We start from the raw sequence: 14,125 nt of genomic DNA, 5'->3' as shown, positions 1-14,125 counted from the left end.
TCGGCGGGGGCGATCGTGAAGGGCTGGGACGGTCTGGTCAGCTCGGCGCTGCTCGGCACCGACCGCAGGCCGGCACACTTCGAGGAGCTCCCGGAGCACATCCAGGAGCGTCTCGGCGACGGCGGCCTCCTCGACGCCGCGGCGCTCGCGACGGTGTACAAGCGCGCCGGCCGGAAGCCGCTTCGCGAACTCGAACCGATCCCCGCCGCGCCAGGCGAAGACCGGCCGTTGCCGCGGCCGGTGGCGATCCGGCGGCTCGCTGCGATGCTCGGCGGGTTCCAGACCTCCGCGCTCGGCGAGTGGTTGCGTGCGGCCGACGCCCGTGGCTGGGGTGTGCCACCCGAGCATTTGCCTGCACTCGCGGACTACGCCCGTCATCGCGCCGAGTATCGTCCGCTCGTGATCGCAGCCGCCGGTCGGCGTGCTCGCTGGCTCGCCGATCTCAACCCCGAGTGGCGCTACCTCCACGCCGCCGTTGCTGAGAGCAACGACCCGGAGTACTGGACCCACGGAAACGCCATCCAGCGACGCACCTGGCTGCGGACCCTCCGCCAGCAGGACCCGCACGCGGCACGCGAGGCCCTGGCGGAGGTCTGGCCGACCGAATCCGCGGCAACCCGAGCCGACTTCCTCGGCCTGCTCACCGACGGTTTGTCCTTGCAGGACGAAGACTTCCTGGAGTCAGCGCTTGACGATCGTTCCCGTGAGGTACGTCGAGGCGCCGCGCGCCTGCTCGCCCGCATACCAGGCTCCAAGTACGGCGAACGCATGACCGAGCGTCTGCACTCGCACCTCGTCCCGAGCCAGGGCGTACTCGCGGTCGATCTGCCGAAGAGGCTGTCGCAGTCGATGGAACGCGACGGCATCGACTCGCAGAATCCGGAAGGTATCGGCAAACGCGCCTGGTGGTTCCTGCAGATCGTTGCCAACACACCGTTGTCCGCGATGGAGCTCGCCTGGTTGCAGACACCTGTCGAAGGTTGCGCGCCCGACATTCTCCAAGCGGGCTGGACCGAGGCTGCTATCCGTGAAGGGTCCGCCGAGTGGGCGCGTGCCCTCCTGCAGTCGGAAGCCTCGACCGGCGACCGCAGCCCCGCGGAGCTCCTGCGCTTGTTACCCGCCGACGAGTGGGCCCGCGCTGTCGACGTACTGCGGAAGACCGTCGACGTCACCGAGCTCGTCGGCGGGCTGCCGGTCCCTTGGCCGGCGTCGCTGGCGAGCATGATCCTCGACCAGCTCGCCAAGGTCGGCTCCAACCGCGCCTGGGCCCGCCTCGCCAGCATCGCGGCCCGCGCAGTACCACCCGACGTACTCGACCATCCGATCACCCGCGAATCCACCGGCGAGGAAGACACCTGGCGTCGCCGCCTGGTCGAGACCTTGACCTTCCGCCGCGAAATGTACGAGGAGCTCTCATGACAGAGTTGGCGACCACCGAAGTCCTTCGCCCGCACGCGGAAGTCGAGTATGCCGACGAACTGCAGGCGCTCAAGGCCGCCGACGACAAACCACGTCCGCCTGCCTGGCAGCTGTCGCCGTCGGCTGTCGTCACGTACCTGCTCGGCGGCAAGGCGGGCGACACCGAGATCTCACCGAAGTACGTCGGACCGCGGCGACTGGTCGAGGTCGCGGTTGCCACGCTCGCCACGGATCGGGCGCTGCTGCTGCTCGGCGTACCAGGAACGGCGAAGACCTGGGTGAGTGAGCATCTCGCGGCCGCCATCAGCGGGGACTCGACATTGCTCGTGCAGGGTACGGCGGGCACTGCCGAGGAAGCGATCCGCTACGGGTGGAACTACGCCCAGTTGATTGCCCAGGGCCCCAGTGAGGCCGCGCTCGTGCCGAGTCCGGTGCAGCGCGCGATGGCCGAGGCGAAGATCGCGCGGATCGAGGAACTCACGCGCATGCCGTCCGACGTACAGGACGCGCTGATCACGATCCTGTCCGAGAAGGCTCTGCCGATCGCCGAGCTGGCCACGGAAGTCCAAGCCCGTAAGGGATTCAACGTCATTGCCACCGCCAACGATCGCGACAAGGGCGTCAACGAGTTGTCGTCGGCGTTGCGCCGGCGGTTCAACACCGTCGTACTCCCGCTGCCCGAATCCGCGGACGACGAAGTGGAGATCGTCTCGCGCCGGGTCGCGCAGCTGGGTTCGGCGCTGGAGCTGCCGCAGCCGGACGACGCGCTCGAGGAGATCCGCCGCGTGGTGACGATCTTCCGCGAGCTGCGCTCCGGCCGGACCGAGGACGGACGGACGGCGGTCAAGTCACCGTCGGCCACCTTGTCGACGGCGGAGGCGATCAGCGTCGTCACCGGCGGCCTCGCCCTCGCCGCCCACTTCGGCGACGGCGTACTGCGGCCGACGGATGTTGCCGGCGGCATCCTTGGTGCGGTGGTGAAGGACCCTGCCGCGGACCGGGTCGTCTGGTCGGAGTACCTCGAGACCGTGGTGCGCGAGCGCGACGACTGGGCGCCGTTCTACCGGGCCTGCCGAGAGATCTCCGGATGACCGTTCACCTGCTCGGGATCCGGCACCACGGGCCGGGATCGGCGCGCGCGGTGGCGACCGCGCTGGCCGAGTTCCAGCCTGACGTGGTGCTGATCGAAGGACCGCCGGAGGCCGACAAGATCGTCGAGTTGGCGGCCTCGGAGGAGATGGAGCCGCCGGTCGCGCTGCTCGCGTACGCCGTCGACGACTCGACGCGGGCCGCGTTCTGGCCGTTCGCGGTGTTCAGTCCCGAGTGGCAGGCGATCAAGTACGGACTGGCGGCCGGGGTCCCGGTGCGGTTCTGCGACCTGCCGGCGGCGCAGATGTTCGCTTCGAGCGGTGGGCGGTCCGCGTCGATGGATCCGCTGGCGACGTTGGCCGAGGCAGGCGGGTACGACGATCCCGAGCGCTGGTGGGACGACGTCATCGAGTCGCGCCGCGACGGCGCCGAGCCGTTCACGGTGATCGCCGATGCGATGCGCGAACTGCGTCGCGACTCGGAGGCGAAAGGCCGCGAAGCGCAGCGCGAAGCCTACATGCGGACCGTGTTGCGCAAGGCGATTCGCGAGGGCTTCGAGCGGATCGCGGTGGTCTGCGGCGCCTGGCACGTCCCCGCCCTCGAACTGCCGTTGCCTCCGGCAACACATGATCAACGGATCCTCAAAGGTATGCCGAAGCGCAAGGTCGCCTGCACCTGGGTGCCGTGGACGCATGGGCGGCTGGCGGCAACGAGCGGGTACGGCGCTGGCATCACGTCACCCGGCTGGTACCACCACCTGTTCACCGCCCCCGATCAGATCACCACACGCTGGCTGTCGAAGGTCGCCCAGGTATTGCGGGACGAGGATTTGCCTGTCTCCAGCGCACACGTGATCGAGGCGGTGCGACTAGCGGACACCCTGGCAGCCTTGAGGGAACGCCCGCTCGCCGGTCTGAGCGAGGTCACCGAGGCGACCCGGGCTGTGCTCTGCGGCGGGAATGACGTACTGCTGGATCTCGTCACGCGGGAAGCCGTTGTTGGTGAGCTGCTCGGGTCCGTGCCGGGTGAGACGCCGCAGGCGCCGGTCGCGGCAGACCTGGCCGCGCACGCGCGGCGGCTGCGGATGAAGCGGGACGCGACCGAGCGCGTGATCGAACTCGACCTGCGGAAGTCGAACGACCTGGAGAAGTCCAGACTCCTGCACAGGTTGAGGATTCTCGGTGTGCACTGGGGCGTTCCGGCCGTCGACGAACGGCGGGCGCAGGGCACGTTCCGCGAGATGTGGCGCCTGGCGTGGGATCCGGGACTCGAGGTCGAGTTGGTTGCCGCCGGCGCGCACGGTACGACGGTCCTCGGCGCCGCGACGACCGTGATGCTGAAGGCCGCCGACTCGCCAACGCTGGCCGACGTCACGGCCGCGCTGGAGAGGTCGCTGCTGGCCGATCTTGCCGACGCACTTCCACCCTTGCTCCGAGGGATCGACACCCGTGCAGCCGCCGATGCGGATGTCGGCCACCTGATGGCTGCGCTCCCTGCTCTCGCGCGAGCCTCCAGGTACGGCGACGTACGCGGGACCGATACCGCCGGACTCGCCTTGGTCGCGGGGCGCATGGTGTCGCGGGTGTGCGCTGGGCTCGGCCGGACGGTCCACGGGCTCGATCCGGATGCGGCGACCGCCGTACAAGAGCTGATCGACGGGGTGCAGGACGCGACGGTGCTGCTGGCCGAGGACGTGCGCGCCGAGTGGCTGAACACGTTGGAGGGGTTGAGCGATCGCGCTTCGGTGCCGCCGCTGATCCGGGGTCGGTTGACGCGGTTGATGCTGGACACGTCGCGGTTGCCGGATCATGAGGTCACGCTGCGTTTGGGGCGGGCGTTGTCTCCCGGTACGGCGACCGCGGAGGCGGCCGGGTACGTCCAGGGATTCCTTGCCGGCGGCGGATTGTTGCTCGTGCACGACGAGCGGCTGCTCGCGCTGGTGGATGACTGGCTGGGCGCGATCCCGGACGATGCGTTCGTCGAGGTGCTGCCGCTGTTGCGCCGTACCTTCGGGACCTTCGCGGCGCCGGAGCGGCGCTCGATCGGCGCGAGGGCTCGGGTGCTGGCGGATCCGGCCTCGATCGTCGTTGCTGATGACAACGACCTGGACGCCGAGTTGGCGGCGACGGCGCTGCCGGTCGTTGCGCAGCTCTTGGGGGTCTCATGAACGACGAGCGGATGCGGCGCTGGCGGCTCGTGCTGGGAGGCGAGGCCGAGGAAGAGACAGGTACGACGCTGTCGTCCGAGGACCGCTCCGTCGACGCCGCGTTGGCCGCCTTGTACGACGCCGCGGAGGGCGAGGCCGGCAGCCAGCGGTCGTCGGGGTTGGGTTCGTCGGCGCCGCGGGTGGCGCGGTGGTTGGGCGATATCCGGCAGTACTTCCCGAGCACCGTCGTACAGGTCATGCAGCGCGACGCGGTGGAGCGGCTCGGCATTACGCGGATGCTGATGGAGCCGGAGCTGCTCGGCGCGGTCGAGCCCGACGTACACCTGGTCAGCACGCTACTTGCGCTCAACGAGGTGATGCCCGAGGAGACCAAGCAGACCGCGCGGGAGGTGGTCGGCCGGGTCGTCGCCGAACTCGAGGCTCGCCTGGCGGAGCGGACGCGGGCCGCGGTCACGGGCGCCCTCGACCGGGCCGGCCGTACGTCGAGGCCGCGGCACTCGGATATCGACTGGGACCGGACGATCCAGGTCAACCTGAAGCACTTCTCGCCGACGCTCGGCACGATCGTGCCGGACCGACTGGTGGGCTACGCGCGGCGCAACCACAGCGTGCAGCGGGACATCGTGCTGGCGATCGACCAATCGGGCTCGATGGCGGAGTCGGTGGTCTATGCCTCGCTGTTCGGCGCCGTTCTCGGCTCGATTCGGACGCTGCGGACGTCGCTGGTCGTCTTCGACACCGCTGTGGTTGACCTGACGGATCAGCTCGAGGACCCGGTCGACGTGCTGTTCGGCACGCAGTTGGGCGGCGGGACGGACATCAACCGCGCGCTGGCGTACTGCGAGGAGCTCGTGACGAAGCCGGCCGAGACGGTGCTCGTACTGATCTCGGACCTGTACGAGGGCGGCGTACGGGAAGAGATGCTGCGGCGGGCGCGTTCCTTGGTGGAGTCCGGCGTACAGGTGATTGCTCTGCTGGCGCTGGCGGACTCGGGCACCCCGTCGTACGACGCCGAGAACGCCGCGGCGCTGGCGGATCTCGGCGTACCGACGTTCGCCTGCACACCGGACCTGTTCCCGGACCTGATGGCCGCTGCCATCCGGCACGAGGACATCACCAACTGGGCATCCACAAACCTGACGTGAGAGGAATCCGATGAGCACCGTCGAACTGACCCGCTTCCGCGTGCTGGCCGAGAAGACCGAGGAACTGCTGGCCGCTCGCGCAGAGATGCTGAAGGACTTCGAGGGCGACCGCACCGGGTTCTTGGGCGCGCGGCTGGTGCGGCTGCCGGACAACGAGTGGCTGGACATCGTCGACTGGGCGACGCCGGAGGACTTTGCTGCCTCGCGCGAGAAGGGCCCGAACCTGCCCGGGATCGCTCGGTTCTTCGCAGCAATTGACTCGCTCGTCGTGGCCGAAGAGGGCACTCTTGCCGGGTGAAGATCAGCAGGATTGAGCCAGCCGAGTTCGACCGCGCCGCCGAGTTGTGGGAGGCGTCGGTGCGAGCGACGCACGGCTTCGTCACCGAGGCGGATCTGGATGTCTTCCGGCCGTTGGTGCGGGCGTCGTTCGGCGAGATCGGGCAGCTCGCGGGGCTACGGACCGACGACGGGTTGCTGATCGGATTCATCGGGGTCGAGGACGGCAACGTCGAGATGCTGTTCCTCGACCCGGCGTACCGCGGTCAAGGCGGCGGGAGTCTGCTGCTCGAGCACGCGTTCGCGCACTTCGCCGCCACCTCGGTCGACGTCAACGAACAGAACCCGCAGGCCATCGGCTTCTACGAGCACCACGGCTTCGTGCAGGTCTCCCGCAGTGGGAAGGACTCCACCGGCAAGCCCTACCCGATCCTGCACCTGAAGCGTTAGTCGGCGATCTCGAGGATATCGATCGGCGTGTACGGGTCGGCCTCGGCGAAGCGGAGGGCCCATTGGACGGCCTCCTCCTTGGAGTCGACGCGGATGATCGAGACGCCTGCGACGAGCTCCTTGGTCTCGGCGAACGGGCCGTCGATCACCCGCGGCTGACCCGGCACCGGGAACGTGACCCGCGCACCACGCGAGCTCGGCATCAGCCCCTCACCGAGCACCAGGACTCCGGCCTGACGCATCTCCTCGAGTACGGCGTCCGCCCGCTCCAGAATCTCCGGATCGGGCGGGTTGCCCGCCTCGAGACTGTCATTGGTCTTGTGCAGCAGCATGTACCTCATAGCCGAGACCTTAGGCGCTGGATCACCAGACAGGACCTAATGCGCCCCAGAACGCGTCAGGGATCTCATAATCGAGCCACGCCGCGATCTCGGTGATCTCCCGCGGGCTCCGCGCCCCGACGACCACCGCCGGTACGGCGGGATGCCTTAGCGGAAACTGCACTGCGGCAGCCAGCAGCGATACGTCGTACCGCCGGCAGAGCTCACGCAGTCCGTCGATGCGTCGGAGCACGTCCTTCGGGACCCGCTCGTATCCGTGCGGCGCGCCGTTCGCGGTGTCGGCGAGGACGCCGCCATGGAACACCCCGGCGGCGAGCACCGCGACATCGAGCTTCTCGCACAGTGGCAGGAGCTCGTCCTCGCCGGTCTGGTCGAGAAGCGTGTACCGACCGGCGAGCAGGACGCAGTCGACTCCTGAGGTCTCGCGGAGGAATCGCGCCGCCACGTCCGCGTGGTTGACGCCGAGCGAGATCGCCCCGATCGTGCCGCGTCCGCGGAGCTCGGTGAGCGCGCGGAACGCCTCGGTCGACGCGGTCAGGTAGTCGAGGTCGGGGTCGTGGATGTGCAGGATGTCGATCCGGTCGATGCCCATCCGCTCCAGGCTCGCCTCGAACGAGCGGATCGTCGCGGCGTACGAGAAATCGAGCCTCGGGCCGAGCCCGGCCGGCGGCTCGGCCCAGATCGGCTGGAGATCCGGGCCGCCCGGTTCGATCAGTCGCCCGACCTTGCTGCAGAGCACGAACTCGCCGCGTGATCGACCGCGCAAGGCCAGGCCGGCCCGCTGTTCGGACAAGCCGTAGCCATAGACCGGCGCGGTGTCGAACAGACGAACGCCCAGCTCCCAAGCCCGATCGATCGTCGCCACCGCTTGCAGCTGCGGAACGGCCGCGAACATCCCCCCGATCGACGCGAGCCCCAATCCCAACTGACTGACCCGCAACCCCGTCCGCCCCAGCTCCACCGTCCGCATACCGCGACGCTATGCGGCCCCACCGACAAGTTCGGCGGATCCCCAGGCCATCACAACCGGGCGATCGACGCGCCTCTCCGCGGGCTCGGCGGGTGCCAGGCGATTGTGATGGCGTAGCGATCCGCACTCTTCCGCCGGGTTGCGGCGGGCGGGAAGATGCGGGGATGGGTGAGATCGCGGAGCGGTATCGGCGGCGGGCCGAGGCGTTCGAGCGGAAGGTTGCGGCCGTGGCGCCGGACCAGTGGGAGAACCAGTCGCCGTGCGCGAAGTGGACCGCGCGGGACGTGGTCGAGCACGTCGTCACCATGCACGGCGTGATGCTGACGCCGGTCTTCCGGAAGCTGGTGCCGGCAGACGATCCGCTGACCGCGTTCCAGGAGGCGCGTGCTGCGATCGAGGACGTTCTGGACGACCCGATTGCCGCGTTGACGGAGAGCGATACACCGGGCGGGCGGATGACGGTCGAGCAGCACATCGACCAGGTGGTCTCCGACGACCTCGTTCTGCACGGCTGGGATCTGGCCCGCGCGACCGATCAGGACGAGACGATCGAGCCGGTCGACATCGAACGGCTCTGGGCGACCGCGGTCACGATCCCGCCGGACCTGATGGCGAAGTACCGGACGCCTGGCGCGTTCGGCGAAGGCATCGAGGTCTACGGCGCCGAAGTGCCTGTCCCGCCGGACGCCCCGCTGCAGGATCGTCTATTGGGGCTGCTCGGTCGCCAGCCGTAGCCGGCTGGGGGCGTAGTAGATCTCGGGAGTAGGGCAGAGCGGGGCCTGGCGCAGATCGGACGGCTGAGTCATCAGTGCGGCGTGGCCGCGGGCGATTGCCGGGGCCAGATACTCGTGCCCGGGCAGGTCCGCGACCGCCGTACGGCAGCCGAGCGCCATGCCCTCGAAGAGCGCCGTCGTCGAGACACCGACCTGGTACGTCGCTGTCGCGAGCAGCTCGAGCGTGCTGCCGCCGGTCGACAGCTGTACGCCGGACGGGATCGTGTAGTCCTCCGGGCGTTCGCTCGGGTGCAGCCGGTAGACGACGTCCAGGTCCTGATCCTCCTTCGCCACCGCGTCCGCGACCTGGACGAGCTCAGCCCCGACGGTGCCTTGTGACAGGAACACGACCCGCCGCGGATCCTTCGGCCCCGGCGTCGGCAGGAACGTCGCGCCGATCACCTCGGTCCGCATGCCGGCGGGCAGGTCCGCGACATCGGTCCAGTACGACCCGAAGCACCACAGCTCGTCCGGCTGATCCGCGACCGTCGGCCGGCCGGGGTAGCTGTAGCCGAGGTGGAACGGGCTGATCGCGCCGTGCTGCAGCTCGACCACGCGGATCCCGAGGTCGCGAGCCGCGCCGACGATGTGCTGGTGGAAGTATGCGACGACGACGTACACGGTCTTGATCCGGTGCCGCCTGAGCAGCGCGCGGTACAAGGCGCGCAGGCGTACGTGCTTCGGTACTTCGCGGGCGAGGATCGCGCCGACCGGGACGCGGGCACCGGTGAGTTTCTCCAGCGCTGCGCCGATGCCTCGGTCGTCCGTCGTGCGGGGATGGATCGCGCCGGCCGCGGACGTGAAGAAGTCGAGATTCTTGCTGCCGGGGAGCGGGGTGCCGTTGATCCCCGAGTCGAGGATCAGGGCGTCGTCGCCGAGCGTTGCGCGGAGTACGTCGGTGTAGATCTCGACACCGTTCGGTTTCCGCGGGTGCGGTACGACGAGGGCGTCGTACCGGCCGGGGAACGGCGAGCGGGTGACGATCCCGGCGACATGCCTCGCGACCAGAGCGGCGTTGTCGTACGGCGTGCGTCGTACCGGATGCGGGGCGCCGTGGATGCCGGTGCGGCGAGTCAGCTCATGGAAGACGCGCATCCGGATGATCGGCCAGGGGTGAGCGCCCTTGGTCTGCCACTCGAGCAGCCCCAGCTCCGTCTCCACCTGCCAGATCGCCCGGCACAGCCCCGCCACCGTCGGCCGGCCCGGGGCCGTGGCCGGACCCGTGCCGTTCCCGGTACTCGTCATGGTTGATCCCTACTATCCCCGCGAGGCTGCCGACGCCCGAGAAGAACCGGCGGACAGCCTTCAGCAGGTGCGTCTTCCGGCCGAGCAGCAGCCCGGCGAGGGCGAACCCGACCGCCGAGATCACCCGGGCCGAAGCATAGGCCAGCACTAGCACGTAGCTGATTGCGCCCGGGCGGATCAGCAGGCGACTGATGGTGTCGCCGGAGCCGGAGCGGAAGGCACGGCGTACCAGCCAGTGCAGAGTGGTCCGGCCGACCGGCACCTCCTCCGCGATGCACGCCTCCTCGCACCACACGATGCGGAACCCTGCCCGGTGTACGCGGAGGAAGAAGTGCAGGTCGCTGGAGCCGGTGTAGCGGAACGCGGGATGGAATCCGGGCGTGACGGTGTGGTAGACGCGGCGGCTGACCAGCGTGTTGTTCGTGTACGCCTTGCGGAGCTCCTCGCCGGTCGTGTGCTTGCCGGTCGAGTCATGGACGTCGCTGTAGTGGTTCCACGGCGGGGCGCCGGGCGGGAGGTTGCCCTTCACCGGGCCGGTGACGACGTCGGCCCCGGTGGACTCCCAGGCGTGCAGGAGCTTCTCGAGCCAGCCGGGAGGGGCGGTCTCGTCGTCGTCCACGAAGATCAGAGCGTCGTCGTTCCAGCACAGCTCAACCGATTTCTCACGGGCGAAGGGGATTCCTGGCTCCGGTTCGACCACCGATTCGATCGGGTACGGCGTACCCTCGCCGAACTCCTCCAGCACCGCCGCCGCCGACCCGTCCGCGTCGTTGTCCACAACCACGATCCGGATCGCATAATCGGAGTCCGCGGGCAGCTCCTGAGCCTGCAAACTGGTCAATAACCCCCGCAACAGAGCAGGTCGCCTGAAGGTAATCACCGCAATGGCGACGCTGGTGCTCATGGCGCCCGAGACTATCGGTCCCACCCAACCACCGCCCATCCAACTGGTGTCAGATCGGTCGGACGGCGCGCGAGAAAGGCGAAAGGACACCGCTCCGCCACGCAGAAAGGACACCGCTCCGCGGCGGCTGTTCTGTTGGCGCCTTCGGCGCTGCGCGGACGCTGGACAGGCGCTCGGCTGTTCGGCGAGGGGAGGTGGTTGAGCCGAATGGTGGTCGCCGCTTCGCGCAGGCAGTTCTAGCGGCGCCTTGGGCGCGGCCTGCGAACCCGCGCTCGGGCGCCGCGGTGCGGGGGCCCATGCCGCCGCGCCGGGTCGGACGGGCCGGTTCGTATGGGTGAATTGCAGGAAGCTGCAGGAGCTGTAACGCCGGTAGTCAATCGCGCGATTTATGGCCGGGACCACGTCTGGTCCCGTCCGCCCGATTCATGGGAGTTTTGGTGTTCCGTACTGCTCGTTTGCTGCGGCTGGCTGTGCCGGCTGCCCTGGTCGCGGGGTCGGTGGTCGCGGTTACCGGTTCGTCCGGTAGCGCCGCGGAGCCCGGCGCCTACCGGCCGCCCTTCGCCTCGCGGCCGCACGGCGCCAAGGCCGAGTTCGAACCGAACGCGGTGATGGTCAAGTTCAAGCCGAAGGCGACGTCCTCGGCGCGCCGGGCCGCGGTCTCGAAGGCCGGCGCGACCGCCGAGGACGCGGTCACGTCGCCGATCGTGAAGATCACCGGCGAGCAGTCCGCGCCGGACCTGCTGAAGAAGATGAAGGCCGACCCGGCGGTCGAGCTCGCCTCGCTGAACTACAAGCGCTACATCTCGGCCGTCCCGAACGACGAGTACTACGGCACCGACCAGCAGACGTACATGAACACGGTCCGGATGCCCCAGGCGTGGGACGTGTCCAAGACCACCGGCAGCCAGATCGTCGCCGTACTCGACACCGGCGTCGACGCCGGCCACCCGGATCTCGTCGGCCACCTCGTCCCGGGGTACAACGCGGTGTCCAGCACCCGGCCGAACCCGGTGGACGACAACGGCCACGGCACGATGACGCTCGGCATCATCGCCGCCGCCGCGAACAACGGCGCCGGCGTCGCCGGGGTGGGCTGGAACGTGATGAAGGCGATGCCGGTCAAGGTGCTGGGCGCCGACGGCTCGGGCTACGACGCGGACATCGCCGAAGGCATCGACTGGGCCGTTGCCCACGGCGCCAAGGTGATCAACATGTCGCTCGGCGGCCCCGGTGACAACGCGGTCCTGCACAACGCGGTGATCAACGCGGTGAACAGCGGCGTCACAGTGGTTGTTGCGGCTGGCAACGACGGTACCGACGCGATGCAGTACCCGGCGGCGTACCCCGAGGTGATCGCCGTCGCGGCCACGAACGCCGGCGGCGTGCTGACCGACTTCAGCTCGTACGGCAACTGGGTCGACGTCGCGGCGCCCGGCTGGGACATCCTCACCACCGGCTCGCGGGCGCTGACCCCGCCCGGCTACGAGCCGTACTGGTACTGCACCGGCACCTCCTGCTCGGCGCCGATCGTCACCGGCATCGCGGCCCTGGTGAAGAACAAGTGGCCCACGCTGACCCCGGCGCAGATCGCGCAGCGGCTCGAGGTCCTGTCCCGGGACGCCGGCCCGCGCGGCATCGACCCGTACTACGGACACGGCATCGTCGACGCGTACGCCGCTCTCGGTGGCAAGACGACGACGGACTTCGGCGTCAACCAGCCGGACGGCAACGACCAGCCCGCACGCGCGATCACGATCTCGCCGGGCACGAGAAGCTCGACGATCAACACCGAAGGCGAGGTCGACTGGTACCGCGTGCCGCCGACCGCGCCCCGCACGCTCCAGTTGACCCTGACCGGGCCGGAGTTCAACGAGGACAACTACTCGGTCAACTTCGGCCCGCGGATCGAGGTGTACGACGCCAACCTGAACGGGCTGGGCTCGGCCGTGAAGGCGTACCCGGACATCGACCCGAACACCCAGATGCCGATCTGGGGACCGCAGACGGCCAGCACCACGGTCACGGCGCCGGCCGGCGAGGTCTTCATCGCCGTGCGCAACGACAACGGCTCGCGGGACGTCCGGCCGTACACCCTGAGCTACTCCGAAGGCGGCACCCTCAACCCGGGCGCCGTTCCGCCGGCGTACCAGATGCGCAACGTCGTCCCCGACGACAACCGGCTCGAGGTCTCGGTGAGCTCGACGCTGAGCGTGACGTTCGCCCAGGACATGGACGCGTTCTCGATCGGGACCAACACGGTGAGGCTGCTGAACGGGAAGACCGGCGCGGTGGTGCCGACCACGCTCGGCGCGTACGACCCGGCCACCCGCCAGGTCGTCATCACCCCGACGGCGCCGCTGCTCGAAGGCACGCCGTACCGGATCGACGTCAACGGTGTGCGGCATGCCGGTTCCGACACGAACCTGCTGCCGTGGAGCAGTGTCTTCCTCACGTCCGACGACCCGCCGAAGAAGCTGATCGGGTTCGGCGGCAGCGGCGCGTACCTGGCGGCCAACCTGACCTGGACGATCCCGCCGACGCCTGACCTCGACCAGGTGATCGTGCGGCGCATCGCCGGCGGAAAGGCGCCGTCGCTGACGACCGGCACGCTCGTCTACGCGGGCACCGGGACGTCGGTGAAGGACACCGGGCTGGCGCAGGGGACGACGTACACGTACGCCGCCTGGGCCAGGGACCGGAAGGGGCAGTACGGGCTGCCCGTGGCCAAGCCGTTCCTCGGGATGAAGTCCGGGATCTCGACGTCGTCCACGCTGATCAACTACGGCGGGTCGATCACGATCAAGGGCAGCACGCTGCGGATCGACAACGTCGCGTACGCCGGTCTGCCGGTGAACGTGTACGTGCGGCCGAAGAACTCGACCAAGTTCACCTTGCTCGCGGCGCTGAAGACGTCGTCGACGGGCACGCTCGCGCTCACGCACAAGCCGCTGGTGTCGTCGGTGTACATGCTCACCTTCCCCGGCAACGCCGACCTGATGGGCACCCGCACGGCGGACATCACCGTGCAGGTCAAGCCGACGATCTCGGCGACCCTGTCGCCGGCGTCGATCCGGCTCGGCGGGACGACCGCGTTCAGCGGGTACGTCGCTCCGGCGCACTACGGCCAGACCGTCTACCTGCAGCAGTACGGCAGCAAGGTGTGGAAGTCGATCGCTTCGGTCAAGCTCAGCACCTCCGGCAAGTACGCCTTCGGCATCAAGCCGGCCGTTCGCGGTCAGATCGCCTATCGCGTGTACTTCCCCGGCGATGCCGATCACGCCCCGGCGTACACCGTCAACAAGATCGTCACCGTCAGCTGACGTCAACGAGGTGGGGAGGATCCTGT

At 69.1% G+C, this 14,125-nt stretch carries 12 protein-coding genes; 8 read left to right on the top strand and 4 right to left on the bottom strand.

What is annotated here, in order from left to right; genetic code table 11:
* The first annotated feature begins 15 nt into the window (after nucleotides 1-15).
* From AB0J62_RS35085 to AB0J62_RS35060, 6 genes are read left to right on the top strand one after another with little or no spacing between them, the layout of a single operon-like run.
* Nucleotides 16-1,419 (top strand): DUF5691 domain-containing protein, encoded by a 1,404-nt coding sequence (locus tag AB0J62_RS35085; protein ID WP_363880771.1) that lies wholly within the window; start codon nucleotides 16-18, stop codon nucleotides 1,417-1,419.
* Complete coding sequence (locus tag AB0J62_RS35080) at nucleotides 1,416-2,510, top strand: AAA family ATPase (protein ID WP_363880768.1); 1,095 nt, start codon at nucleotides 1,416-1,418, stop codon at nucleotides 2,508-2,510. Before AB0J62_RS35085 ends, AB0J62_RS35080 begins: the two co-directional genes overlap by 4 nt.
* A complete protein-coding gene (locus AB0J62_RS35075) occupies nucleotides 2,507-4,675 on the top strand; it encodes a DUF5682 family protein (RefSeq protein ID WP_363880765.1) in 2,169 nt (722 codons plus the stop codon). Before AB0J62_RS35080 ends, AB0J62_RS35075 begins: the two co-directional genes overlap by 4 nt.
* Nucleotides 4,672-5,820 (top strand): VWA domain-containing protein, encoded by a 1,149-nt coding sequence (locus AB0J62_RS35070; protein WP_363880762.1) that lies wholly within the window; start codon nucleotides 4,672-4,674, stop codon nucleotides 5,818-5,820. Before AB0J62_RS35075 ends, AB0J62_RS35070 begins: the two co-directional genes overlap by 4 nt.
* Nucleotides 5,821-5,830: 10 nt before the next feature.
* Nucleotides 5,831-6,118, top strand: a complete 288-nt coding sequence (locus tag AB0J62_RS35065) for a hypothetical protein (RefSeq protein WP_363880759.1) — start codon at nucleotides 5,831-5,833, stop codon at nucleotides 6,116-6,118.
* Nucleotides 6,115-6,546, top strand: coding sequence for a GNAT family N-acetyltransferase (locus AB0J62_RS35060; RefSeq protein ID WP_363880756.1), 432 nt, complete (start codon nucleotides 6,115-6,117; stop codon nucleotides 6,544-6,546). Before AB0J62_RS35065 ends, AB0J62_RS35060 begins: the two co-directional genes overlap by 4 nt.
* Here AB0J62_RS35060 and AB0J62_RS35055 read toward each other — a convergent pair.
* Together AB0J62_RS35055 and AB0J62_RS35050 are read right to left on the bottom strand one after the other, a co-directional pair.
* On the bottom strand, nucleotides 6,543-6,887 hold the full coding sequence (locus AB0J62_RS35055) for a YciI family protein (protein ID WP_363880753.1): 345 nt from the start codon (nucleotides 6,885-6,887) through the stop codon (nucleotides 6,543-6,545). The genes AB0J62_RS35060 and AB0J62_RS35055 overlap by 4 nt on opposite strands.
* A gap of 22 nt (nucleotides 6,888-6,909) precedes the next feature.
* Entirely contained in the window at nucleotides 6,910-7,857 is a 948-nt protein-coding gene (locus AB0J62_RS35050; protein WP_363880750.1) for an aldo/keto reductase, read from the bottom strand.
* Nucleotides 7,858-8,021: 164 nt separating this feature from the next.
* Here AB0J62_RS35050 and AB0J62_RS35045 point away from each other — a divergent pair, with 164 nt between their 5' ends.
* Nucleotides 8,022-8,591: a TIGR03086 family metal-binding protein gene (locus tag AB0J62_RS35045; RefSeq protein WP_363880747.1), complete on the top strand. Its 570-nt coding sequence runs from the start codon at nucleotides 8,022-8,024 to the stop codon at nucleotides 8,589-8,591.
* Here the strand turns inward: AB0J62_RS35045 and AB0J62_RS35040 are convergent.
* Nucleotides 8,562-9,725: a hypothetical protein gene (locus AB0J62_RS35040; protein WP_363881023.1), complete on the bottom strand. Its 1,164-nt coding sequence runs from the start codon at nucleotides 9,723-9,725 to the stop codon at nucleotides 8,562-8,564. The genes AB0J62_RS35045 and AB0J62_RS35040 overlap by 30 nt on opposite strands.
* Nucleotides 9,709-10,779 (bottom strand): glycosyltransferase, encoded by a 1,071-nt coding sequence (locus AB0J62_RS35035; RefSeq protein WP_363880744.1) that lies wholly within the window; start codon nucleotides 10,777-10,779, stop codon nucleotides 9,709-9,711. The genes AB0J62_RS35040 and AB0J62_RS35035 overlap by 17 nt, the downstream gene beginning before the upstream one ends.
* 437 nt (nucleotides 10,780-11,216) lie before the next feature.
* On the opposite strand from AB0J62_RS35035, the gene AB0J62_RS35030 reads away from it, so the two are divergent.
* Entirely contained in the window at nucleotides 11,217-14,099 is a 2,883-nt protein-coding gene (locus tag AB0J62_RS35030) for a S8 family serine peptidase (protein ID WP_363880741.1), read from the top strand.
* The last annotated feature ends 26 nt before the right edge of the window (nucleotides 14,100-14,125 follow it).

This window comes from Kribbella sp. NPDC049584 (genome assembly GCF_040675555.1).
Classification (GTDB): Bacteria; Actinomycetota; Actinomycetes; order Propionibacteriales; family Kribbellaceae; genus Kribbella.
The sequence above is the reverse complement of the archived record's forward strand: the minus strand, read 5'-3'. Positions and strand labels throughout refer to the sequence as shown.